At 27.0% G+C, this 23,442-nt stretch carries 22 protein-coding genes; 2 read left to right on the top strand and 20 right to left on the bottom strand.

The window, feature by feature from the left end:
• Window positions 1-58: 58 nt before the first annotated feature.
• From NSA50_RS07480 to NSA50_RS07465, 4 genes are all read right to left on the bottom strand, one after another.
• On the bottom strand, window positions 59-1,630 hold the full coding sequence (locus tag NSA50_RS07480; RefSeq protein ID WP_257444155.1) for a hypothetical protein: 1,572 nt from the start codon (window positions 1,628-1,630) through the stop codon (window positions 59-61).
• On the bottom strand, window positions 1,623-3,125 hold the full coding sequence (locus tag NSA50_RS07475; RefSeq protein WP_308463894.1) for a YncE family protein: 1,503 nt from the start codon (window positions 3,123-3,125) through the stop codon (window positions 1,623-1,625). The genes NSA50_RS07480 and NSA50_RS07475 overlap by 8 nt, the downstream gene beginning before the upstream one ends.
• A 61-nt stretch (window positions 3,126-3,186) precedes the next feature.
• Window positions 3,187-3,456: a DUF3343 domain-containing protein gene (locus NSA50_RS07470; protein WP_195263544.1), complete on the bottom strand. Its 270-nt coding sequence runs from the start codon at window positions 3,454-3,456 to the stop codon at window positions 3,187-3,189.
• 98 nt (window positions 3,457-3,554) lie between these two features.
• Window positions 3,555-5,354 (bottom strand): hypothetical protein, encoded by a 1,800-nt coding sequence (locus NSA50_RS07465; RefSeq protein WP_257444153.1) that lies wholly within the window; start codon window positions 5,352-5,354, stop codon window positions 3,555-3,557.
• 295 nt (window positions 5,355-5,649) lie between these two features.
• Between NSA50_RS07465 and NSA50_RS07460 the strand changes: the two genes are divergently transcribed.
• Window positions 5,650-6,414: a hypothetical protein gene (locus tag NSA50_RS07460; RefSeq protein ID WP_195263542.1), complete on the top strand. Its 765-nt coding sequence runs from the start codon at window positions 5,650-5,652 to the stop codon at window positions 6,412-6,414.
• Window positions 6,415-6,671: 257 nt separating this feature from the next.
• Here the strand turns inward: NSA50_RS07460 and NSA50_RS07455 are convergent, their stop codons facing one another.
• The 11 genes from NSA50_RS07455 to NSA50_RS07405 all read right to left on the bottom strand — a co-directional run bounded on the left by NSA50_RS07455 (window position 6,672) and on the right by NSA50_RS07405 (window position 16,441).
• Complete coding sequence (locus NSA50_RS07455) at window positions 6,672-8,399, bottom strand: flavin monoamine oxidase family protein (RefSeq protein ID WP_257444152.1); 1,728 nt, start codon at window positions 8,397-8,399, stop codon at window positions 6,672-6,674.
• A 56-nt stretch (window positions 8,400-8,455) separates the two neighbouring features.
• Window positions 8,456-9,595, bottom strand: a complete 1,140-nt coding sequence (locus tag NSA50_RS07450; protein WP_257444151.1) for an aminotransferase class V-fold PLP-dependent enzyme — start codon at window positions 9,593-9,595, stop codon at window positions 8,456-8,458.
• Between the two features lie 344 nt (window positions 9,596-9,939).
• A complete protein-coding gene (locus NSA50_RS07445) occupies window positions 9,940-10,485 on the bottom strand; it encodes a DUF4489 domain-containing protein (protein WP_257444150.1) in 546 nt (181 codons plus the stop codon).
• 40 nt (window positions 10,486-10,525) lie between these two features.
• Complete coding sequence (locus NSA50_RS07440; RefSeq protein WP_257444149.1) at window positions 10,526-11,083, bottom strand: DUF4489 domain-containing protein; 558 nt, start codon at window positions 11,081-11,083, stop codon at window positions 10,526-10,528.
• A 189-nt stretch (window positions 11,084-11,272) separates the two neighbouring features.
• On the bottom strand, window positions 11,273-11,884 hold the full coding sequence (locus NSA50_RS07435) for a DUF4489 domain-containing protein (RefSeq protein WP_257444148.1): 612 nt from the start codon (window positions 11,882-11,884) through the stop codon (window positions 11,273-11,275).
• A gap of 208 nt (window positions 11,885-12,092) precedes the next feature.
• Window positions 12,093-12,854, bottom strand: a complete 762-nt coding sequence (locus tag NSA50_RS07430) for a hypothetical protein (protein ID WP_195263537.1) — start codon at window positions 12,852-12,854, stop codon at window positions 12,093-12,095.
• A gap of 216 nt (window positions 12,855-13,070) precedes the next feature.
• Window positions 13,071-13,253: a DUF1858 domain-containing protein gene (locus tag NSA50_RS07425; protein ID WP_195263536.1), complete on the bottom strand. Its 183-nt coding sequence runs from the start codon at window positions 13,251-13,253 to the stop codon at window positions 13,071-13,073.
• Window positions 13,254-13,316: 63 nt separating this feature from the next.
• The gene (locus NSA50_RS07420; RefSeq protein ID WP_195263535.1) at window positions 13,317-13,868 is read right to left on the bottom strand and encodes a hemerythrin domain-containing protein; all 552 of its coding nucleotides are present in this window, start codon (window positions 13,866-13,868) and stop codon (window positions 13,317-13,319) included.
• 11 nt (window positions 13,869-13,879) lie between these two features.
• Window positions 13,880-14,515, bottom strand: a complete 636-nt coding sequence (locus NSA50_RS07415; RefSeq protein ID WP_195263534.1) for a hypothetical protein — start codon at window positions 14,513-14,515, stop codon at window positions 13,880-13,882.
• A gap of 96 nt (window positions 14,516-14,611) precedes the next feature.
• Window positions 14,612-15,385 carry a histidinol-phosphatase gene (locus tag NSA50_RS07410; RefSeq protein WP_195263533.1) on the bottom strand — a complete coding sequence of 258 codons (774 nt, stop codon included), beginning with the start codon at window positions 15,383-15,385 and terminating at the stop codon, window positions 14,612-14,614.
• Window positions 15,386-15,550: 165 nt separating this feature from the next.
• Window positions 15,551-16,441: a hypothetical protein gene (locus NSA50_RS07405; RefSeq protein WP_257444147.1), complete on the bottom strand. Its 891-nt coding sequence runs from the start codon at window positions 16,439-16,441 to the stop codon at window positions 15,551-15,553.
• Between the two features lie 131 nt (window positions 16,442-16,572).
• Here NSA50_RS07405 and ltaE point away from each other — a divergent pair, with 131 nt between their 5' ends.
• Complete coding sequence (ltaE, locus tag NSA50_RS07400) at window positions 16,573-17,619, top strand: low-specificity L-threonine aldolase (protein ID WP_257444146.1); 1,047 nt, start codon at window positions 16,573-16,575, stop codon at window positions 17,617-17,619.
• Window positions 17,620-17,771: 152 nt separating this feature from the next.
• On the opposite strand, the gene NSA50_RS07395 is transcribed toward ltaE, so the two are convergent.
• The 5 genes from NSA50_RS07395 to NSA50_RS07375 all read right to left on the bottom strand — a co-directional run bounded on the left by NSA50_RS07395 (window position 17,772) and on the right by NSA50_RS07375 (window position 23,438).
• The gene (locus NSA50_RS07395) at window positions 17,772-18,833 is read right to left on the bottom strand and encodes a HAMP domain-containing sensor histidine kinase (RefSeq protein ID WP_195263530.1); all 1,062 of its coding nucleotides are present in this window, start codon (window positions 18,831-18,833) and stop codon (window positions 17,772-17,774) included.
• The gene (locus tag NSA50_RS07390) at window positions 18,830-19,504 is read right to left on the bottom strand and encodes a response regulator transcription factor (RefSeq protein WP_195430482.1); all 675 of its coding nucleotides are present in this window, start codon (window positions 19,502-19,504) and stop codon (window positions 18,830-18,832) included. The genes NSA50_RS07395 and NSA50_RS07390 overlap by 4 nt, the downstream gene beginning before the upstream one ends.
• Before the next feature lie 116 nt (window positions 19,505-19,620).
• Window positions 19,621-21,972, bottom strand: a complete 2,352-nt coding sequence (locus NSA50_RS07385; RefSeq protein ID WP_195263528.1) for an ABC transporter ATP-binding protein/permease — start codon at window positions 21,970-21,972, stop codon at window positions 19,621-19,623.
• Window positions 21,973-22,179: 207 nt separating this feature from the next.
• Entirely contained in the window at window positions 22,180-22,698 is a 519-nt protein-coding gene (locus NSA50_RS07380) for a hypothetical protein (protein ID WP_195263527.1), read from the bottom strand.
• Window positions 22,699-22,718: 20 nt separating this feature from the next.
• Complete coding sequence (locus NSA50_RS07375) at window positions 22,719-23,438, bottom strand: ABC transporter ATP-binding protein (RefSeq protein WP_257444145.1); 720 nt, start codon at window positions 23,436-23,438, stop codon at window positions 22,719-22,721.
• Window positions 23,439-23,442 lie beyond the last annotated feature (4 nt).

Below are 23,442 nucleotides of genomic sequence, written 5' to 3'. Positions count from 1 at the left end.
ATATTAGTTTTCTCAATTTCATACTTTATTCTTTAAATTTAAATATTGTTACTATATTTTATCCTTTATTATCAAAAATCCATTTTTTTATTGAGAATTTTTCTTCCCTAGTTTTATCTTTATTGTTAGAGTTTTTTTCATTTATTTCTTGTTTTAGATTTTCATTTTCCTTATTCTTTTCTATTAATCTCTTTTCAAGTGATAGTTTTTCTTTATCTTTTAATAATAATTTCTTTTCTAAAAACTCATTTTTTTCTTTTAAAATATTATTATCTTTATTAATTCTATAAGCTTTTTCCTTTTCTTTATTAAGGGTATATCTTAGACTTGCTAATTCATTCTTTTGTTTACCTATGGTATTATTTAATATTTTTATTTTATTATCTAACTTTATTATTTTTTCATTTTGACATTTAATTTCATTTTGTAATTTTTCTGTACTAGAAACTTCAATATGTTCATAATTATCTTTTACTTCTTTATCTAAACTAATTAAATCTCTGCTTTTACTATCTATATCTTTGTAACTTATTTCTATATTTCCATAAAGTATATCTTCAAAGCCTACATCTAGCTTGTTGCTATCTATATCTAAATCCACTTTAGCAATCAAAAGTTCATCTAAAAATAAATTCACTTCATTATTATAATTAATAATATATATTTCATTATCTATATATCTATTTTCTTCCATAAATTCTTTATAATAAGCTTTCGTAGGCATTATATCCTCAAAAATTTTGTATACTGCTGGATTACTAAAGTCTTGTCCATTGTTTTTAGAAAAACATCCATATAACTTTTTGTCACTTATCCATAATGCCCATAATACTTTATCTAAAGTTAGTATTGTACATGAATCAACTTTTTCATTTTCAAATAATATTAAATTTTTTTGTAACTCTTTTTGTTTGTCACTTAATATATCTTTATATTGATAAATTAATACATTAAGATTATTCTCTTCAGTAACAATAAGGTAATGACATCTATTTTCTAATATGCAAAAAGAAAAATCTTTATAAGGTAATCTAGATATATATATAATCATTTCTTTTTCCCAAAGATCTTTAGATATATTAAATACTCTTGAGCTCAGTTTATATATACCATATGACATAGTATTTATTAAAACTACACAATAATTGTAACTTTGAGAAATATAATAAGATAGATTTGAGTAACAGTCTAAGGTAATAAGAACCTCTGATGGTGCTAGATCATTTAATCTCTTATAATGTTGATGTATTATCATTTGAGTTTCATCATTTTCATTTATTAAATTATATAAAAGATGTATCTTTTTCCCTATAAAAAAAGCTTTTAATTCTATGGGCATTATTTCATTATATTTCATATGAAGTAGAGTTTTATACTTCCACCTACTATCATCTAATGTACATAAAACAACATCTCCACAAACATCCTGACATAGTACATTTACATTACCATTAAAATCTTCTATAACATAAAAAGTTTCAAAACTTTCTTTATAAATAATATCTTTTTCTTGCCATTTCCCATTTCTAAATGTCTGATAATATATTCCAAGACTATTGCTATATGAAAATCTTAGTAAACTGTTCATTTTATTTCTTACTAAAAAGCAATCACATTTTTTTTCATTCATAACTAATATCTCCCTTAAATTCCATACACCGATTACAAAATGGTATGACTACTAGATCCTCTATAATTGCATATGTGGAAATTATAGAACTAACATCAAACGTAATAAGGTTATCTTTTTTTATTGGAGAACTTATTAGCTTAGTTAATGATTTTACTACATATTCTACTCCGTTACCTTCCTTATAATCTGAAACATATAATCTGGCTTTTTGTTTTCCTTTAAGCTTTCCTTCAATTATATATTTTTCTTCATTTTGATTTTTACATTTTATATAGTATGGAATATAAAAGTCATACTCTAGTATTAAATACTTCTCTTTACTCTCTAAAATTTTTCTACTTTTGCTTTCTTCTATAACATTACAATTTTCAAAAATAATATCTTCTATCCTTAGACTTTCATCATCTTTCAATGATATTTCCATACATACTTGGGTAAAATTTATCTTTTCTTTGTAAGTTGATATAACTTTTCTTGCTAATATAGTGCTTCCCTTTTCATATTGCAACTTATTATTTGAATTCATAGAAATACAATTTTTTTCTTCTATCTTTTTATTTTCTATAACAATACCTATATCATATGGAACTATATTCTTTTCATTAAAAATGAAAGTATCTAAAATAACATTTTTAGAAATATCTATTCTATCAAGTACTCCTTTTCCTTCACTATTTTTACTAGTTACTAAAAGTAGTTTTTCATCAGGAGATAGCCTAATCCTCTGTAATTCTGGCAAAGTTGTACTAATACTCGCTATACATTTTTTATTTATTATATCTATAACTTCAATTCTATGTAATCCATTATTTGCTGCATATAAAAAATTTTCATTTCCATCTAAATCAATAATACTTGATCCTTCTTGGAAATTTATATATGAAATTTTTCCAGTTTCAAGATCTAATATAGAGATATTTCCACTATAAGAACCTCTATTTAATCCTTTATTTGAAATATATAAATATCGTTCGTTTTCTCCCATAAAAATATAGCTTGGAGTATTTCCAACTTCCTTGTATTCTTTAATTAATTTAAAATCTGTAGTATCATAAACTTTTATTTCATTTTGAAAAATATCAAGTACAAATAATTTTTTTCTACTCTTATCAAGTTCCATGCTATCTGCAGCAATAAATCCTGTTATTCTTCCAAGTATTTCTCCACTACTTATATTATAAATACATATTTCTTCTGTATTACAAACATAAATTTTTTGAGAAATGGAATCCAATTTTATACTTCCATTATTAGGCATACTCCAAGTTTTATTAGTATTATATAAATGGTCAATAAGTGTAACTTTACTATTTCTATCTGTTGCAATATAAACATTATTTTTTTCATCTACAACAATATCTTGAGGCCTAGAACCAACTTCAACTTCTTTTATAACACTATAACTATTTCCATCAATTATAGATACTTTATCAGCACCTAAGTTAGATACATAATAGATGATCTTTTTACTTACATTAACCAAGGATTCCACTTCCCCCCTTTTAATTGCTTAATAATACTTAATTCTCTAGCTAAATAAAGTTATTTTCTCCTTATTCAATTAACTCATAAGTTTCTTTTTTTCCTTCTTTTATTACCTTAAATACTGCAGTTGGATATATATTATTCTTTGCTAATTCTTTTTCTATTTCCTCTTTATCTTTTTCTTTAAACTTTAATGCTTGTGTACAGCTAATATTAACCTTATTTGGTGCCGTAACTAATTTTACTTCTATTTTCTTTTGAGTTAATCTATCATACATATATACAGCTCTATAATGAGATGTAAATGCCATTACATAATCATAGTCTTCCAATCTCATAATTTTCTCCTTTAACTTCCTAGATTTTCATCGATTTTTCCTTATATTGTATGCTCTAAAATACTCTAGGTTACTCAGCGCTAATTTGCGCCATATATTTAAAAATTATTTTGATTACTACTAGCTCTTCTTCTTAGTAGCCTATCCATAACCGATTGGTTTCTCTCTAGATCTAATTCTACTTTTAATCTATTATTTTCTTCAGTTATTACCCTAGTTTCTTCTTTTATTAACATATTTTCTTCTTCCAAGTATTTTAATTTATTTTCTATTTGCAGCTTATACTCCTTTTCTTCTATTAATTGTTTATTTTTATCTACTAATTCAGAGATTATTTTTTTATTTTCTTCCTTCACTAAAGTTATTTCTATCATGATTGAAGCATTTTCTTTTAGAATTCCCTTTAAATTATCTTCTACTATTAACCTAGCGTCTTTTTCTTCTTGATTTTTTTTATTTATTTCCTTAAGCTCAAATGATAATTTATAAATCTTATCATTTGCTAATTCTAATTGATTTTTTAGTGATATAATTTCATCTTCATGATCTTTCATACTATCCTCAAGTTTTTCTTTTGATTCCCTCATCTCTAATAACTGACTATTTGCATTTTCAAGATCCTTTTGAATCTTTTTTTGTAGCTCCAAAAATACATTACAATTTTCTTCTGCCTTCCTTTTTTGCTCTATTGTTCTAGCTATTTGTTGTTCATATTCCTCCATAAACTTTTGATTTTTTTGCAACCTCAAATTTAGATGCGCTATTCTATTCACTAGGTTATTATTTTCTACTTTTTCTTTAGATAGTTCCGACTTTAAGCTTTCAACTAGTTCATTTTCAGAATAAGAATTTCCTTCATATTTACTTCTATCGTGTCTTAATGAATCTTTCATAGTAATTAAAAATTCACTTGGATCATATATCTTCATATCTAAATTATCAGTTCCATAAACCTTTTTTTCTTTAATATACCTATCATTATCAGTACAAATAAAAGCATTATATTTTCCCAATGTATCATTATTCCCTCTATCAAAGTAAACAGGATCTTCCCATTTATCTTTATTGAAAATCGAATAAAAAATCTTATCATTTTCTAACCAACAAGAACATAATTTATTACTTTCAATAAATAATAAAGGTTCTAATAAATTACTTTTAATTTCATATATTTTAAAGTCCTTCACATTCCCAATAGAGTCTATGTAAACATGATCTAAAGAATATATTAAACCTTCTCTGGATTTATTTAATATATGAATATCATGCTTATCAATAACAACTTCAAATCCTATATCTTCTCCCTGAATTCCATAGAGCCTTTTTAATTGTATCCATCTATTATTTTCAAAAGTACAATAATTTAAAGATATTTCATCTCCTTCATCTGAAAGGAAGAATACATAAATATCGCCCTTATAGTTTGTATTTATAGAATAGTATTCCTTTAGATTAGAAATTAAGATAATATCTGCTAATCTATTAATAGTTGTTTCTTGTCCACTCCATACGCAATGCATTAATACTCCATGATCACTTCCATCATTGCCTACCAATAAATAGAAGATATGCATATTAGATCCTATAATTTCAACTTTCAAGTTTTCTATTTCAAAATCTTTATTATCTAATTGATATATAGTTTTTCCTACCCATTGTTTATTCTTCATTGTACAATATCTTAGTTCGCCTTTAGTATTGCTATAAACCAAATGTATTCCTTCATTTTCATCAATATAAATAGCAAATCCAAGAACCTTTGTATCAATTAAAATTTCCTTAGTCCATTTTCCTTCTTTATACATAATCCCATAGCTTAACTCTTTATTATTGTTTAAAGAAAACTTCCACAAGTTCTCTTTACAATCTAAATATATCCATGGATATATATCCCTCATATTCACTCTCCCCTTTATAGAATTCTAATACAAATCTATTTATTCTATTATCTTCGTATATAATAAGGTTTAATAATTATAGTTATAAAATGTAGCCAATTAATTCGTTTATTTTCTCTCTTACTTATACTATCTATAAGATTATATTTAAAATAAGCAATTATTATGCAATTTTATGGAGTAAAAAATTTATTTTATATATATTTTTTAATATCACCTCTTTTATCTTCTTACATATCATGTAATGTGAGTAAATAAATTTTTGTTTTTTATTATTTTAAAAGGAGGATATTATATGTCCATTAACTTCAAAAAATTCGTACCACGTCCAGGTCTAGTAAATAAGCAAGGACGTTTACCTGATCCTGCGGAGTTAGTTTGTATTGAAGTACCTAAGGTGTTTGATCAATGTTTAATTAAAAAATGTCTTGTATATTGTGGAGGTCCAGACACAAATACAACTGATTGTGAATTAAGAAGTGATCCCCTAGTTGCTCCTAAGAGATATATTTCTAGTAGAGACTTCAATGTAACACTTCTTTCAGTAGAAAAGATACCACTTAAAGGTAAACGTGGATTTAAAAAAGTAGTGCTTAAATACATGATTTCTTTCTATGCTGATTATCTTGATTGTGATGGTAAAACTAAGAGTGAATTTTATGAGATTAATAGAACTGATGTAATTGGAAAGTTCTATTGTCCTGATTCAATCGCTCAAATTTCAGCTAGTACTGACCTAGAAGAAGACTCTAACATTATAAGACTTGAAATGGTTGCAGAAGCACTACACGGCGAAATACTTAAAGATAAAAACGGGGATGAAGTTTTAGATATCACTTTAGGTTACTATATTGTAGTAAAATGTGAACTTCTTGTACAACTACTAATTCCTGCATATGATTATTGTCCTGTTCCTAAAGTTATTTGTGAGGATGAACCAGATGAAGATCCATGCGAAATATTCGATAAAGCTCCTATTCCTAAGTTCTATCCAGATCAAAATTTAGAACCACTATTCCCTGACTGCTATGATGATGACGATGATGATGTTGATGAATAAAAATTGTTCTCTTCAATATAACTAAAAGTGTTTAGTATGTCTACTAAATTTAGTAGTTATAAATGGTGATGACAGTTTAAATATCTTTATATATCTATTTAGTTTTATCTATCATCACCTTTTACAATATTTATATACTTTAATAAAAGTACTTAATAAATAGAAATAAAGTAAATTATTTATTATAAAAATAATGACCTTCACTCAAAGATGTAGGTCATTATTTTTATGATAAATATCAAAATTAATTAAAAAAACTATATTTTATCATTTAACAATATTTTTTCAGCAACTTCATTAGCTGCAATCATACCACTTTGAAGAGAACCTTGTTGAGTTCCATGTTTTTGAGATATATGCTCTCCTGCAAAAAATACTCTATTATTCATTTCTGGCATTTTTGCTCCATAAGAATATAATATTTTATCTTCAGGTTTTGATAATGCCCCTGATCCCCATATATATTGAACATCAGACCATATCAATGACTTATAGTCAATTAAATTATCATCAATATAATGTAATGGTAGATTATGAATTTTTTCTATATATCTTATAGCGTCACTAATTTGTAGTTCTGTGTTTTCACTTCCAAGCAACATTGATTCTTTACCCCAACTATAGCTTACAAGTAATACCCCAGGTTCCTTAGGACTTGTACCTGGTTTTAGTATATAGCTGCCAATCTTATCACTTACAGATTCTGAATGATCTGATGGATAATAAATAGAAACTAGTGGAATATCAGTAAATGTTCTTCCTCCTACTATTCCTTTTGATTTACCTCCCATCTCCCAAAACCTTTCCTTGAGATAAAAATATATTTTTTCTGATGTTTCATAATTCATTTCATTTATTGCACGTATTTTTTTAGAACTAAAACTCGGCTCTATATCCATACGTCTTAAACTTTGAAAAGGTGCTGTGCATATTACATAATCAAAACTTTCTAAAACTTCCCTATTCATTTCTCTTTCTACATACTTAAGAACAATTCTATCTTCTATTTCTAAACCATATATTCCTTCAACTGGTGTTCTCATTTTCACTTTTACTTTTCCTAATTTATCTTTATCAATATTCTTGTATATTTTCTCATTTTCATCGAACAGAGCTTCATATAAGGAAAGAGGTAAATTTATCATTCCATCTTTAATATAATAATTAAATTCTGAATCTGCTGTATAATATCTTTGTAACATTTCCATAAGACCAAGTTGAAAAAATTGTTTACTTCCATCAAGATATCCTAGCATTGATATTGCTTCTTCACTAAATCCAGCATTTTCATATGCTTTTCTATAACTTAATTTATCTATTTTCACTATTTTTTCTGAATATTTATCTTTAATTTCTAGTAATTCTCTTCTCTCTTCAGGGGTAAGAGATTCTAAATACTCTTTATAAAATTCTTTATCTACTTGTTCTTTTAACTTCTTTTTATCACTATTTGATAACTCAAACTTTGGATATATATTTTTTGATACTTGTTTTCCCTTTTGATCATTTAATGCCTTTTCTCCTCTAATATAAAATAAGGAATTATTATTATTATTTACGAAAGGTTTAGTCTCAAGATTGAAAAGATTAATATAATGCCATGTTGTATAATGTGATATTGGTATGCTAAATTCTCCAAGCTCACCATATTTTCTATTTTTTCTATCAAAATAATAAGTGTAAACTTTCCCTCCTATTCTCTGGCTCGCTTCAAATAATGTAATATCACATCCTATCTTCCTTAATTCAAATGCAGCTGATAAACCTGCTTCTCCTGCGCCAATTATTGCTACTTTTATGCCTTTTGCATAACCACTTGGGCATATATTAGTTATATCTGTAGGTGGGCTCATTAATTCGACTATATTATCTATATCATTTACTCTTTTTTGATTCTTTAGTATATATTCAAGCATATTATATCTTTCATCATCGCTAGGATTGTCTACTTGATTAATATACATTGAGTTATTGCAAGATTCCATAACTTTCACATCCTAATGTTTATTACATATATAATCATATATGTATTAGTTTTTTATTAATGTGACTTATATATTTTTCTAATAGCTTCTAATAATTCATCTATATCTTGAAGAATATTAAAACATCCCGGACTTACCCTAACTGTACCTGCATATTCAGTTCCAATAATATCATGTATTAATGGAGTGCAATGATATCCTGTTCTAACAGCAATTCCATACTCATTCAATTCTTCACCCACAACAGATGCATCAATTCCATCTATATTAAAAGAAATTACAGCACTTCTTTCATTTAAAGAATCACTTCCATATATTTTAATATAAGAAAGCTTTTTTATTTCCTTTAGAAAATATTCCATCAACTCATCTTCTGATTTTTTTATATTATCTATACCAACTCTTTGTATGAATTTCAATCCTTCACATAATCCTGCGATACCTGGAGTATTTAAAGTTCCACTTTCGAACTTATCAGGCATAAAATCTGGCTGAATCATAAAATGTGAATTACTCCCTGTTCCCCCTTCCTTAAAATTACTTAACTTTACTCCATCCCTTATAAATAATCCTCCTGTTCCTTGTGGCCCAAGCAATCCCTTATGCCCAGGAAAAGCCAATAAATCTATACATGAATCTTCTACATCAATTGGTATAATTCCAGCACTTTGAGATGCATCTACCATAAATATAACTTCTTTTTCTCTTGATATCTTACCTATAGCAGTAATATCTTGAATACTACCTAATACATTAGAAATATGATTAATTATTATTAATTTAGTATTCTTTTTTATTTCATTTTTAATATCTAAAGGGTTTACATAGCCAGCTTTATCTACTCCCACTAAAGTTATTTCTACACCTTGCTTTTCCATTGAATTAAGGGGTCTTAAAACAGAATTATGTTCTATAACTGTACTAATAACATGATCTCCATTTTTTAGGATTCCCTTAATAGCTGTATTTAAAGCTTCTGTTGCATTACTTGTAAAAATCAAATTAAATGGATCTTTTATATTGAATATTTCACAAATTAGTCTTCTTGTTTCAGTAATTTTTAAAGCTGATTTAATTGCCATATCATGAGAGCCTCGACCTGGATTTGCACAATAATTTTTCATGCAATTTAATACTTCTTCATAAACTTTAGATGGCTTTGGAAATGATGTAGCTGCATTATCTAAATAAATCATTTTACCCTCCTTATAAATGTGCTATATTTTTACACATTTTGATTTTTAATTATATTTATCTTCTTCATTCTTTAATAATATAGGTTGATATACTTTATATATTATAAAGTCACTTACTATTCATTATATTAAAATAAAGAAAATTTCGTGCTTGCTAATATAAATATAAGATTACACTGATATAAACAATTTATAATTAATACTACAATAATCAACCCATAGGGTTTAAATATAAATAAAGCCCGATATGGAAAAGCCATATCCGGAGCTTATTTAACTTTATATAATTATCTTATATCCTCTAATCAAAACATATTAAATCATATTTTATAATAATATCTTCATTACTTAGTACAATTTTTCCTACATTTATTTGAATGACATGTTGCTATTGCTCCAAGTGTAGAATTATTAATATTAATGTTTCCAAGAATTACAGCCCTAGTAACTGTTGCAACTACCGTATAAACACAGCATTCATCACTGCATGAGTTATCATCACAAATAAAAAATGATAAAGTACTAGAACCTACTCTTGCATCTGTTGCTATTAATGCTGATATAAATGTCCATTCTGGCCCAACAGGAATAGGAGCTAATTGATTTCTACATTGTTTAAATATCCTTAAAGAAAATGCTCCTGCAGCTGAAACAGGAATAACAACATTACTTGCAAATTCCAACTTAATGATTGGATTGCATAAACAAGAAGTGTCTAGAGTAAGAGCTGCAAGTGTAAAAGTATCTCCTACTAAAGCTCCTATTGGGAGAGTAATAGAACTTAGACAACTACATTTTATAATAGTTGGACACGTTTCTTTATCTTTACAACTATCTATCTCATGATTCATTTCAAATCGATCATCAGATCCTTTCGATACCAAACTCATGAATTTAGTACTTCCTTTCTATTGCCTTATATTAATAATCTCAATCACAATGACAATTTCTACGACAGCATTTTTTACAGTTTATCGAATTACATGTTGCTATAGCTCCAAGCGTAGCATTATTGATATTTATAGTTCCCAGAGCTATAACTGTAGTAACAGTTGCAACTACTGTATAAATACAACAGTCATTACTACATAAATTATTATCACAAATAAAAAATGAGAAAGTACTAGCTCCTGCTACTCCTATTTCTATTCCACCTAACGAAAATATCCATTCAGGTCCAATTGGCACAGGGGTCATCTGACCCCTACATTGCTTAAATACTCTTACAGAAAATGCTCCTATAGCAGCAATAGGAGTAACAATATTGCTTGCAAATTCCAACTTAACTATTGGATCACATAAACAAGAAGTATCTAAAGTAAGCGATGCAAGTGTAAAACTAGTTCCCACCAAAGCGCCTATAGGAAGAGTGCTAGAACTAGGACAACTACATTTTATAATAGTTGGACAAGTTTCTTCCCCTCTATAATTATCAGCCCCATAATTTTTCGCAAATACATCATGAGACTCTTTTGATATTGAATCCATAAATTCTATACATCCTTTCCATTAATACCTATCAATAAAACAATTTAATTAGCCTTATATTACCCATAATAAATTTAATATAAATAAATCCCGGTATGGTAAATCCAAATCCGGGACTTATATTAATTTATACGTTTAGCTTATATTCTTCATATAAAACTATATTACTTAATTTATCTTTTTATAAGATTAGTAGTAATATTTTTCATCACACTTTTTATGACATTTTCTAGAACAAGCATTTGATTTACAAGTTATAGTTGCAATTAAATTTGAATTAGTAAATGATGCTCCAACTGTAGCTGCAAGAGGTCCAACAATTGTTGCAACTGCTGTATAAGTGCAACAATCATTATCACAAGAGTCACTATCACAAATAGAAAATGAAGTGAAAATAGCTCCTGGAAGTACCACAGCTGCTAATCCTCCAAGTACAGGATATACTGGTCCTACTGGAACTGGAGTTATTTGATTTCTGCATTGCTTAAATACTTGGACACTTAATCCGCCTATAGTAATAGCAGCTATTGTAGTAAATACACTTGAAAAATCTAACTTAATAATAGGATCACAAATGCAAGAAGTGTCTACAGTAAGTGATGTAAGTGTTACTGTAGCAGGTCCTACTGCTGCAAGAACTGGCAATGGAGTAGAAGAAGGACATCCACATTTTATAATAGTTGGGCACTTTTCTTCTTCTTTTTCATGATCTTTTCTATAATCTTTTTCACAATCTCTTCTATAATCTTTTTCACAATCTCTTCTATATTGTTCTTGATATCTTCTAGACATTGAATTCATAAATTGAATCCTCCCTTTCATATCTATCTTTTATAAAATCTTCTTTTATTAATTTAGTATCAGTTAGTTTTTAGTCTTATATTATTTTTTATCACAAAAATTATACTTAATTAATATAATATTACTATTAATAATTATTCTATTGATAATATTTGTGAACATTGTTTTTTTAAACTTCTTTTGTAGTAACTGAAATTTTTTAACTACTTTATCTCTCTGGCTCATCAGTTTCTGGGAATAATGGATCTAAATTTTGGTCTGGATAGAACTTAGGAACTGGAGCTCTATCAAATCTTTCACATGGATCTTCTTCAGGTTCTTCTTCACATGCTTCTCTAGGAACTGGACAATAATCATAAGCAGGAATTAATAATTGTACAATAAGTTCACACTTTACAACTATATAGTAACCTAAAGTTATATCTAGAACTTCGTTTCCTTCTTCATCTTCAACTATTTGACCATCTAGTGCCTCTGCTACCATTTCAAGTTTTATAATATTACTATCCTCACCTTCACATTCTTCTGCTTCAGTAGTTGCTGAAATTTGAACTATAGAATCAGGACAATAGAATTTACCAATTATATCTGTTCTATGGATTTCATAAAATTCACTTCTATTTACACCATTGTCATCAATATAATCAGAATAGAAAGAGATAACGTAATTAAGAATTATTTTTTTGAAATTAGGGTTGCCTTTAACAGGTATTTTATCTACTGAAGTTAATGTTACACTGAAATCCCTACTAGAAATATATCTCTTAGGTTCAATTAGTGGATCACTTCTTAATTCACTATCTGTCGTATTTGTATCTGGACCTTCCCCGTACACAAGACATCTCTTTATTAAGCATTGATCAAATACCTTAGGTACTTCTATGCAAACTAACTCCGATGGATCTGGTAAACGCCCTTGTTTATTAACAAGGCCTGGGCGTGGCACGAATTTTTTGAAGTTAATGGACATAAACTCTCCTTTCCTTAAAACTACGATACTCTAAATTAATTTAATATTTATTTATAATACATGTTATGTTGAAATATAAAAGTGGTGCTATTAAAAGGTCTTATAATATAACTTTTTTTTACATATAAATTGCTTATAATCAAAGGTCTCTTGAACTTTTAGAGTAAAAAAAGACACTGAACTTAATATGTTCAGTGTCTTTTTAATTTATATATATTATTTATTTAATGCTTCAAGTAATGATTCTAAATCTAATCCATGCACCTTTGCTGCATCTTCTATTGTTTCTGCTTGAGCTGATGGACAACCTACGCATCCCATACCAAAATCCATTAAAATTTGTGGTGCATTTTCCTTTACCTTTATAACTTCTCCAATAGTCATGTCCTTAGTTATCATAATATCACCTATCCTTAATATTTTTTAATTTAATACCATATTAATTTTAATTTATCTTAACTACTAAATGCAATATTTTTCCTTTAAATTTTTAAGTATAGCTAGATTTTCATCTTTAACACTATTATATTCATCTTCAAAGCTTACACATTCTTCATTAATTACATCCATAGTTTCTTCTTTTAATTCTCTTTGTGCAAACTTATAAATTACATTATCTTCTTTATGAATATGTCTTTCTAAAAGATTTGTATAAGAAACAGCATTTGCTATTACGTCTAATTTAGCTTCAGCATTTCCATTTTTTAAAGATTCTAATGCTTCATTTAAATTGGTTACATATAATCTACCAAGATCATGCTCTACCAACATTCCGTATTTAACTACCTTTTCTGCTGTTTCACCAATTTCATCAACCATTCTATTAAATAGCATTATCTCCTCTTTTTTATGATGATGAGAATCTGCATAATTTCTTATAAAATGTATCATCTTATAGAAATCTTCATAGTTAACTTCTCCACCTTCTAAAACAGAAAAACAAGCTTTTCTAACTACTTTTAGCATTTCTTTTATATTTTTATGCTCTTCCATCATTAATTCTATTGCATTCATTTTCTCATCCCCTATACTCTTTCTATTGAAAATTCATCATTTTCACATACACTATATTTAAAATCTTTGTTAACTTCATTAACAAAAGCTTTTATCCATAAGTTTCTTAAAGTATAAAAATAATTTACATCTCCGTTTGCGGCATCCCATATATCTTTATGAACGCAAATTCTTCTCTTCCAAACAACTTTATTTTCATCTTGTGAAATTACTTCATTTACTCTATCACAAGGCATTCCATCTAATATATAATCATTTACTGCATTGAATATTTCAACAGCATTACTTACAGGCTTTCCTTCTTCTTTTGCTTCTTTTGCAGCCTTTATACCTTGATTCATATATAAACCTTCTAGCTTAGAAGTTGTGTTTTCTTTTTCTAAAAGCTTACCAGTCCATGTTGCAAGTCTTCCTTCTGCAGAATGAATCTTGTCTTGTAACCATCCGTGAATATTTGATGTATCAATCATTTGCTCAAGAGGAAGATTAGGTAACTTTTCTCCATATTTATTATTTATTTCTTTTGATAAATTTTCTATATCTAATCCTTCATTTTTTGCTAAAGCAATTATTTCTTCTTCAAGTCCTTCAAACCAAACTATTTTATTAAATAACCAATAGTGAATTTTTCCTAAATATAAGCTCATCTATTTTTTCCTCCAATATCCATTACTAATTTTATAATGATAGTGTAACATAGAATCATAATATTTTTCGGTAACATTTGTTACTTTTAATTTATTTTATATTTTATCTATAATTTCTAAGTTTAATTTTTTTGCAAATTCTTCTCCCCTAAATCTAAATCTTAAATCTTCAGGTTCATGTGCATCTACACCAAGTATTCTTTTAACATTATATTCTTTTGATAAATTCCAAAACTCTTCTACAGGATAAAAATATCTTTCACCTAAGTTATATTTAACTTTCCCTCTTTTAAATCCATTTATGTTGATTTCAAGAGGCATATTTAATCTTTCTGCTGCTTCTAAAATTCTTCTTGATGCTTTAATTGAGTGTTCATCCCAATTTCTATATGATACTGCAAATAAATCTGGATGAGCTATGTAAGCAAAATATCCACTTTCCATAGACTTTATTACATAGTCTATATAGCATTCCAAAATTTCTGGAGTTAATTTAACTCCACCTACATAAAGCCATTCACCTTTATATGGGAAAAAATGTACTCCTAATAATAAATAGTCAACTTTATATTTTTCTTTAAATTCATCATATAACCAATGATAATCTTCAAAATACTCACATTCTATTGCTTTTTTTACTGATATCTTATCTCCATATTTCTCTTTAGCATCATCTATTTCCTTAAAATAAATATCTAAGTCCTCATATGACATTCTATTTCCATTATCTATATTTTTGCCTGGATGAGGTAGATGGTCTGATATTCCTATTTCATCATAACCTTCCTTTATTGCTTCCTCTACATAATCCTCTATTGTTCCAATAGCATGGTTACATCTATAATTATGTGTATGATAATTAGTTTTCATTTTCTTCACCTATCCTTTTCCGTCATTTAAGTATTTATTACATAAATAATATAATAACATATATCTAAAGTAACTTCTATTTTCAAACTTTAAATGAAAAGGCTATCATAAATTAATTATAAAAAATTTATTAATAATTAATTTATGATAGCCTAATTTATTATTTTATAAAATATCCATTCTTATTCCTTGAACCTCTATAACTCGCTTCGTTATCATACTATGAACTACAACTACTTCATCTCTCTCAGCAATATAGCAATAATCTCTAACGCTAAATGATATTTCATATTCATTTTCATAATCAGTAATATAGATTCTATAAACCGGTATTTTAGTAGATCCTTTTGTAGTTTCTACAACTCCTGTACATATTCCACTAGTTTTAGTATACAATCCAAATAAAACTTCAAAAAAATATATAAAATCTGGAATAAATAATATTAAAAATATATAAAACTCTTTATCGAAATATCCTGATAATAAAAATATAATTAATAATAACTTTATCCACCTAACCCTATTGATTCTATCTTTCCATTTAACTTTAATATGGGGCGAAAACTTAGATTTCATTCTCCAAAATATATTGCTTTCCTTATTATAACTACCTGGATACTCATAATCCCTCTTCCATTTTAATTGCCTATCGGTAATTTGTAATAATTTTATCTTTCTTTCAATTATATATATTAAAATTATTTCAGCTAATATTTCTATTCTAACTAAAGCTGGATCTTTAGATAATATGGCTATAATCATTGAATAGACAACAAAAAGAATACATACTATCTTTAAGATAATTGTTTTCTTTTTAACTTCTATAAGTATATCCTCTTCTGCATTTAACTTAATATTACTTATAGAAAAAATTCCTAATGCTATTATAGAAAATATCATCATTATACTTATAGAATTTATATCTATATTATTAAAAAATGGAATTTTAATTCCTTTGTATTTAAAATAGTAATCTAAATTAGCTATAAATCCTAAAACTAATCCGAAAGCTCCAAATATTCTCATGTTCTCTAGGCTTCTTTTTTCTGATCCCATAACAACAACTCCTTTATTGCTTTAAAATAAATAATATCTATATTATTTATAAATTAGTTTTATTATCTACTTCTATTATATTATAATAGTGTTAATAATTGTTATAAATTTATGTAAACGAGGTGTTTTGATTGAAAAATTTTATAGATTTAAGAAGTGATACAGTAACTAAGCAACCAGATTTTATGAAAGAAGCTATGATTAATGCTGAAGTAGGTGATGACGTTTATGGAGATGATCCTACTGTTATAAAGCTTGAAGCTCTTGCTGCAGAAATAGTTGGTAAGGAAGCTGCCCTTTTTGTTCCAAGTGGTACTTTTGGTAATCAACTTGCTTTATTTACTCATTGTAAAAGAGGTAGTGAGGTAATTATAGCTGATTCTAATCATATAGTTGCTCATGAAGTTGGGGCAAGCTCTGTAATTGCTGGTGTACAGCTAAGAACTATAGATTCCCCAAATGGTATTATAAATTCTCACGATATAGAAAAAAGAATTCGTTTTGAAGATGATGATATACACTTTCCTTCTACATCTTTAATTTGTATTGAAAATGCTCATTCAAGTGGTAATGTGTTAACTCTTGAAAATATGGAGGATGTATTTAATACAGCAAAAAAATACAATTTACCTGTTCATCTAGATGGAGCAAGAGTATTTAATGCATCTACAGCCCTTGGAGTTGATGTAAAAGAAATTACTAAATATTGTGATTCAGTTATGTTTTGCTTATCAAAAGGACTATGTGCCCCTGTTGGTTCAATTTTAGCTGGAAGCAAAGATTTTATAGCTAAAGCTAGAAAAAAGAGAAAGCTTATGGGTGGTGGTCTAAGACAAGCTGGTTTCCTTGCAGCTGCAGGAATTGTTGCACTGAATGATATGTCTAAAAGATTAGAAGATGACCATGAAAATGCTAAGCTTTTAGCTAGTGAATTAAATAAAATCCCTGAACTTAGTGTTAATTTAGATAATGTTAAAATAAATATGGTATTTTTCAGTTTTAAAAATTCTAATATAGATACTAAAGCATTAGTAAATTACTTTTTAGAAAATAATATTAAAATAAATGATGTTGAAAATGGTCAAATGAGATTTGTAACTCATTATTGGGTTACTAAAGAAGATATCTCAAAAATAGTTGATACATTAAAAACATACTTAAATAAAAACAGAAATTAATATTCTTATAAATAGGAATATCTCACAATTAAATATTTATACTTAATGTAAAAATTACCGAAAGCAATTCAAAAAAAATGTAAGTAGTATTCCAGTCTGAAATACTACTTACATTTAAATCTTTAAATTAAATAATTGCTTGCCAAAGCCTATCATTCTCTACTTAAATTTATAATAAAAGTACTTCCTTTATTTAACTCACTTTCTACAATAATATTTCCTTTTGAAATTTCAACTATTCTTTTAGCTATTGTAAGTCCTAATCCATACCCCAAATCATTTCTAGAGTTATCTTCTTGATAAAATTTATCAAATATATGACTTACTGTCTCTTCATTCATACCTATCCCTTCATCTTGTATATAAACTTTTATAAAATCAAGACTTTTTTCTATTTTAATATTGATTTCTCCATTTTCATATGAAAACTTAATTGCATTTTCTATAATATTGCTCCAAACCTGTAAAAATAGCTCTTCATCACCATAATAATAAGTGGTTGCCAAATCTAAATTAAATTTAATATTCTTTTCAATCCACTTGCTTTGCAATAAAAGTATTGCTCTTCTTATATTTTCATCTAATGCAAACTTACTTTGATTTTCTAAAGCATCTTGATTTTCTAGTTTAGATATTTTTAATATATTACTTGATAAGTTTTCAAGTCTTTTGGATTCTTCAATTATAATATTTAGGTATTCTTCTCTTTCATCATCATTTAAGTTATTATTCTTGAGAATCTTAGCAAATCCCTGGATAGATGCAATGGGAGTCTTTAACTCATGTGAAATATTATTTATAAAATCCTTTTGTATATAAGCTGTATTTTTTAGTTTCTTTGTCATATCATTAAAATGAAAAATCAATTGAGCTATTTCATCTTTTTCTTTTGTTTCTAATTTAATATCAAAATTTCCTTCTGCAACTTCATTAGTTGCCTTAGTCAATTTTTGTATTTGCTTAACTACTATTCTAGAAATAAAGCATAACAATGTTAAACAAACTATAAAGCTTATCACTAAAATTATAAACTTCAATCCATGAAACTCTTTCATAATAGGAATTAAGTATTGACTATGTTTTGAAATTTTACTATTTACTATTGGAGATACGATAAAAAATGTAACTATATTACTTAAAAGAATTGTTGTAAAAAAATATACTATTATTTTTCCTTGTAAAGTATGTCTAAAATAATTATATATCTTATTCATATATTTCTTTCCGCCTTATAACCAAGCCCTCTCACAGTTACAATTCTAAACTCATTAAAATCACTAAGCTTTTCTCTTATTCTCTTAATGTGGACATCTACTGTTCTTTCGTCACTTTCAATATCTATACCCCAAATTGCCTCCATAAGTTGATTTCTAGTGAAAATTTGTTTAGGATAGCTAAGTAATTTAAATAATAAATAAAACTCTTTTTTAGCTAGTTCTACTACCTTTGATCCTTTTTTTATTGTTAACGCATCGTAATCCAAAACTACATCACCAATTACTAACTTATGTTCATTGGATATTCTTGATCTTCTTAAAAGTGCATTTATTCTAAGAAGCATTTCATCTAAATCAATTGGTTTTACCATATAATCGTCTGCCCCAACTAAAAATCCTTTTTTCTTATCTTCTATAGTTTCTTTGGCTGTAACCATTAAAATTGGGAGTTCATAATTTGAATTACGTAAATCTTTTACTAATTCATATCCATTTATCTTTGGCATCATAATATCACAAATTACTAAATCAATATGCTTATCTTCAAATATTTCAATAGCTTTTTCTCCATCCGCTGCTAAATATATTTCATATCCATTTTGCTTTAAAAATACTTCCATTAATCTTCTTAAGCTTTTGTCATCTTCAACAATTAATATGTTTATCATTATATTCTCCTCAAAATTTACCTCTTAACTAAAAAACTATCTCTTAACTAAATATTATAGTATAGTTAAAAACATAGGCAAATACCTTAATAGATATTTGCCTATTACTTTTAAAATTATTCTGTTCTTAAAGCTTCAACTGGATCTTTCTTAGATGCCATTTTAGCTGGTATAGATCCCCCTAGCATAGTTAAACATACACTTATAACTATTAATATAATAGCGTGAACTGGATCTAAAACTGCTACACCCTTTAAATCTGTTATCTTATATAATATATTATTTGTTGGGAATGTTAATAGCCAAGCAATTATTATTCCTAGAATACCAGAACAACTTCCAACAATAAATGTTTCTGCATTAAACACGCGAGTTATATCTTTTTTTCTAGCTCCTAAAGCTCTCAATACTCCTATTTCCTTTGTTCTTTCAAGAACTGAAATATAAGTTATTATTCCAACCATTATTAATGAAACTACTAAAGATATTGCAGCAAATGCTATTAAAACCATTGTTATAGCATCCATTATTCCACCTGATAAACTTACAAATGTACTTGCCATATCATTGTATATAACAACATCTTCTTTTTCTTTCCCTTCATTCCAATCATCTAAATAGTCAGTTACAGCTTCTTTTGTTGTAAAATCTTTTGGATATAAAGTAATCATATATGGAGTACCAACTGCCCCTATTGAAGAAAGTATATTTTCCTTAGTATTTTGATTATTGCTATCTGGTCTATCACTTACTTTATCAAATCTTTCTCCTGTGAATACATTATAATCAACTGCTTGCTGAGCTTTTGCTACTTCTGAATTTTTAGCATCTTCTATAAAGTGCTTACTTAATTCATCTGAATAAGCAAGACCTGAGGATAAAACAGGAATAGTCACATCTTTCTTTAATCTTAAGATTCCAGTTATCTTAAGTGGAATTGCTCTTTCATTATTATATATTTCACTCATGTCACTAGGATTTCCTGCTAGTGTAAAGTAATTTCCAACCTTAGTATAGTAATCATTATTTAATATAGCTCTTAATTCATGACCTATAATATCATTAAAGTTAATTTCTTCTTTATTGCTATCAATTCCAAGTGCATCTAAAATTGCTGTATCTATTTTGTTATATTCATCTACAACTAAAACTAAATCTGTCATTTCTTTTGGATATTCACCTGAAAGTAAGTCATATGATGTCTCTAAATATCCTTCTGTACTATTATCTAGCTTTATTGGATAAGATGATAAATTTAAATCTGAAACACTTACTGGAGTTGCAACATTACCATCACTTTTTAAAAGATTCATGTTGACTAAGCGAGTATATGATACTCCTGAAAGTAAATTGCTATCTATTTTTTCAACATAGTCTACATATTCTTCTGTTAGCTTATTATTGTGCATAAATGTATTTTCTTTAGTGTTATATGGATAAATAACATCTGTTTCTGGATACTTTCCATCTTCCTCACCATCTCCAGACATCTCTTTTCTCATTTCTTTGCTATGTTCCATCATACTATTTATATCAACTTCAGCAGCTTTTTGAGTTATCATAATTGGAAATCCTGATAAGGTATCTGATTCAAAAATATCTATTTGCTTATCAAATCCATTTGAAAGTGATAAAATTAATGCTATTCCTATAATACCTATACTTGATGCAAATGCTGTTAAGAAAGTTCTCCATTTTTTAGTTCTTATATTCATTCCTGATAACTTTAATGCTGTAAAGAAACTCATACTTGTCTTTTTAAGGCTATAAGAATTATTACTTTTTTCCTCTTCTAATGGATTAGTATCTGAAATAACATTACCATCTCTAAATTCAACTATTCTATCTGCATATTCTTTAGCTAGTTCTGGATTGTGAGTTACCATTATAACTAGCTTATCTTTTGCTATATCTTTTATAAGATCCATTATTTGAATACTAGTCTTAGTATCAAGAGCTCCTGTTGGTTCATCTGCTAGTATTATATCTGGATCATTTGCAAGCGCTCTTGCAATAGCAACTCTTTGCATTTGTCCACCTGAAAGCTGATTAGGTCTTTTGTGAACGTGGTCTTTAAGTCCAACTCTTTCTAAAGATTCTAAAGCTTTTTTATGTTTTTCAGCAGATGAAACTCCACTTAATGTCATTCCCATTTCTACATTGTCTAAAATACTTAAATGGCTTATTAAATTATAACTTTGAAAAATAAATCCTATACTATTATTACGATAAGCATCCCAATCTGAATCCTTAAATTCTCTAGTGGATTTCCCATTTATAATTAAGTCTCCACTATCATATTTATCTAATCCTCCAATAATATTTAGGCAAGTAGTTTTTCCTGAACCACTCGGTCCAAGTATTGCTACAAATTCATTTTGTCTAAAGTTTAAGCTTACCCCACCTAAAGCAACTTGTTTAAATTCGCCTGTTACATATGATTTTTTTATATTTTTTAGCGATAACATACTTTTCCTCCTGCAATAAATTTTACTACTGTAGTTTAAATAATATTTTAGTTTTATGAACTAAATATGAACTTAGTAAAATTATTATATATATGATTATAGCCATCTTTAAGTAAACTTAATTAAAACATTCCCAATAAAGTATGTTAAATAAAGAAGTTTTTAATCTAACATACTTTATTGGGAATAGTATCTACTACTCTTTACTTAAGCTTCTTTTTTCGTTTTATTATCCTGAATAAGATTTATTATTAAAAGAAACCCTATTAAAATTGCTGAAGCTGATAGCACTTGTAATATTTCCATAACATTCATCCAAATATCAATTTCTAAATAAGAATTAAACATCATAGTTCCTGCATAAATTATGATATCCCCTAACAAAAAAGTTAGTAAATTATTAATTATTATTTTTAATTTTGAACTATACATTTCCTTTTTACTAAGAGGTATAGTATCATATTTCCTTAATATAAAAACTCGTTTTCCTTGCTCCTTTATCCAAAATAAATGATTATTAAGATATAGTATCAATATAATCACTCCAAAAACTAATATAGGATTTATAAAAGAAATAGGTTTAGGATCCAACCCCTTCCCCCATATAACTTTATGAGAAGAAACATCTGATTGAATTACTACAAAGTAGAAAAATAATAATACTCCAAGCACTAATTTTTGATAATGATACTTTATTCTTTCTTTTTCATTTTCTAAATAGCTCATTTTGCTATACCTCCTTATTTTTAAAGTAAATCACTTATGTGAAATTTTTTATTTAAGGAATCTTCTAATTGCTTTCTTTTAAAATTATCTTCAAGAGCTTCTTTAGTATCATTTATTTTAATTTCACCATTATCAAGTAAGATAATATAATCTGCAATCTTATCAAGATCGCTAGTTATATGAGTTGCCATAAGAATTCCAATATCTTTATTTAATATATCTTGTAGCATATTTAAAAAATCTTTTCTAAAAACAGGATCAAATCCAGCTGTTGGTTCATCTAAAAGAAGAAATTTTGGACTATGTGCCATAGCAAAACATACTTGAAATTTCATTTTCATTCCTTTAGAAAATTGATATAATTGTTGCCCCTTAGGAATATTCATTTTATCTAGCCATATATAATAATCTTCCATACTCCAATTATTAAAATATTCTCCAAGAAGTACTCCATTTTCATATGCTGTCTTATCCATAAAAAATGAAAGTTTTTCAGAAATTAGACCAATTTCTTGCTTTGCTTCAGAAGTATTCTTTTGTATATCAATTCCATTTATATTTACTTTCCCTTCAAAGTCAGTATCTAATCCAGATATAATATTAATAAGTGTAGTTTTACCTGCGCCATTTATTCCAATAAGCCCTGTAAGATATCCTGGTTTAATTGTTAATGAAACTGATTTAAGTGAAAAATCTTTATATTTTTTTACTATATTTTCACATTGTATAATATTTGTCATAAAG

Source organism: Clostridium mucosae (assembly GCF_024622765.1).
Taxonomy (GTDB): Bacteria; Bacillota; Clostridia; order Clostridiales; family Clostridiaceae; genus Clostridium.
This window is presented reverse-complemented; position numbering and strand designations above follow the sequence as displayed.

Bases quoted from the DNA above. Each gene is read 5' to 3' on its own strand.
- NSA50_RS07410 (WP_195263533.1), bottom strand. From the start codon at position 15,385: ATGAAAACTAATTATCATACACATAATTATAGATGTAACCATGCTATT.
- NSA50_RS07440 (WP_257444149.1), bottom strand. From the start codon at position 11,083: ATGGATTCAATATCAAAAGAGTCTCATGATGTATTTGCGAAAAATTAT.
- NSA50_RS07455 (WP_257444152.1), bottom strand. From the start codon at position 8,399: ATGGAATCTTGCAATAACTCAATGTATATTAATCAAGTAGACAATCCT.
- NSA50_RS07460 (WP_195263542.1), top strand. From the start codon at position 5,650: ATGTCCATTAACTTCAAAAAATTCGTACCACGTCCAGGTCTAGTAAAT.
- NSA50_RS07415 (WP_195263534.1), bottom strand. From the start codon at position 14,515: ATGAGCTTATATTTAGGAAAAATTCACTATTGGTTATTTAATAAAATA.
- NSA50_RS07420 (WP_195263535.1), bottom strand. From the start codon at position 13,868: ATGAATGCAATAGAATTAATGATGGAAGAGCATAAAAATATAAAAGAA.
- NSA50_RS07390 (WP_195430482.1), bottom strand. From the start codon at position 19,504: ATGATAAACATATTAATTGTTGAAGATGACAAAAGCTTAAGAAGATTA.
- NSA50_RS07430 (WP_195263537.1), bottom strand. From the start codon at position 12,854: ATGTCCATTAACTTCAAAAAATTCGTGCCACGCCCAGGCCTTGTTAAT.
- NSA50_RS07385 (WP_195263528.1), bottom strand. From the start codon at position 21,972: ATGTTATCGCTAAAAAATATAAAAAAATCATATGTAACAGGCGAATTT.
- NSA50_RS07445 (WP_257444150.1), bottom strand. From the start codon at position 10,485: ATGAGTTTGGTATCGAAAGGATCTGATGATCGATTTGAAATGAATCAT.
- NSA50_RS07395 (WP_195263530.1), bottom strand. From the start codon at position 18,833: ATGAATAAGATATATAATTATTTTAGACATACTTTACAAGGAAAAATA.
- NSA50_RS07425 (WP_195263536.1), bottom strand. From the start codon at position 13,253: ATGATAACTAAGGACATGACTATTGGAGAAGTTATAAAGGTAAAGGAA.
- NSA50_RS07375 (WP_257444145.1), bottom strand. From the start codon at position 23,438: ATGACAAATATTATACAATGTGAAAATATAGTAAAAAAATATAAAGAT.
- NSA50_RS07470 (WP_195263544.1), bottom strand. From the start codon at position 3,456: ATGAGATTGGAAGACTATGATTATGTAATGGCATTTACATCTCATTAT.
- NSA50_RS07465 (WP_257444153.1), bottom strand. From the start codon at position 5,354: ATGAGGGATATATATCCATGGATATATTTAGATTGTAAAGAGAACTTG.
- NSA50_RS07480 (WP_257444155.1), bottom strand. From the start codon at position 1,630: ATGAATGAAAAAAAATGTGATTGCTTTTTAGTAAGAAATAAAATGAAC.
- NSA50_RS07435 (WP_257444148.1), bottom strand. From the start codon at position 11,884: ATGAATTCAATGTCTAGAAGATATCAAGAACAATATAGAAGAGATTGT.
- NSA50_RS07450 (WP_257444151.1), bottom strand. From the start codon at position 9,595: ATGATTTATTTAGATAATGCAGCTACATCATTTCCAAAGCCATCTAAA.
- NSA50_RS07380 (WP_195263527.1), bottom strand. From the start codon at position 22,698: ATGAGCTATTTAGAAAATGAAAAAGAAAGAATAAAGTATCATTATCAA.
- NSA50_RS07405 (WP_257444147.1), bottom strand. From the start codon at position 16,441: ATGGGATCAGAAAAAAGAAGCCTAGAGAACATGAGAATATTTGGAGCT.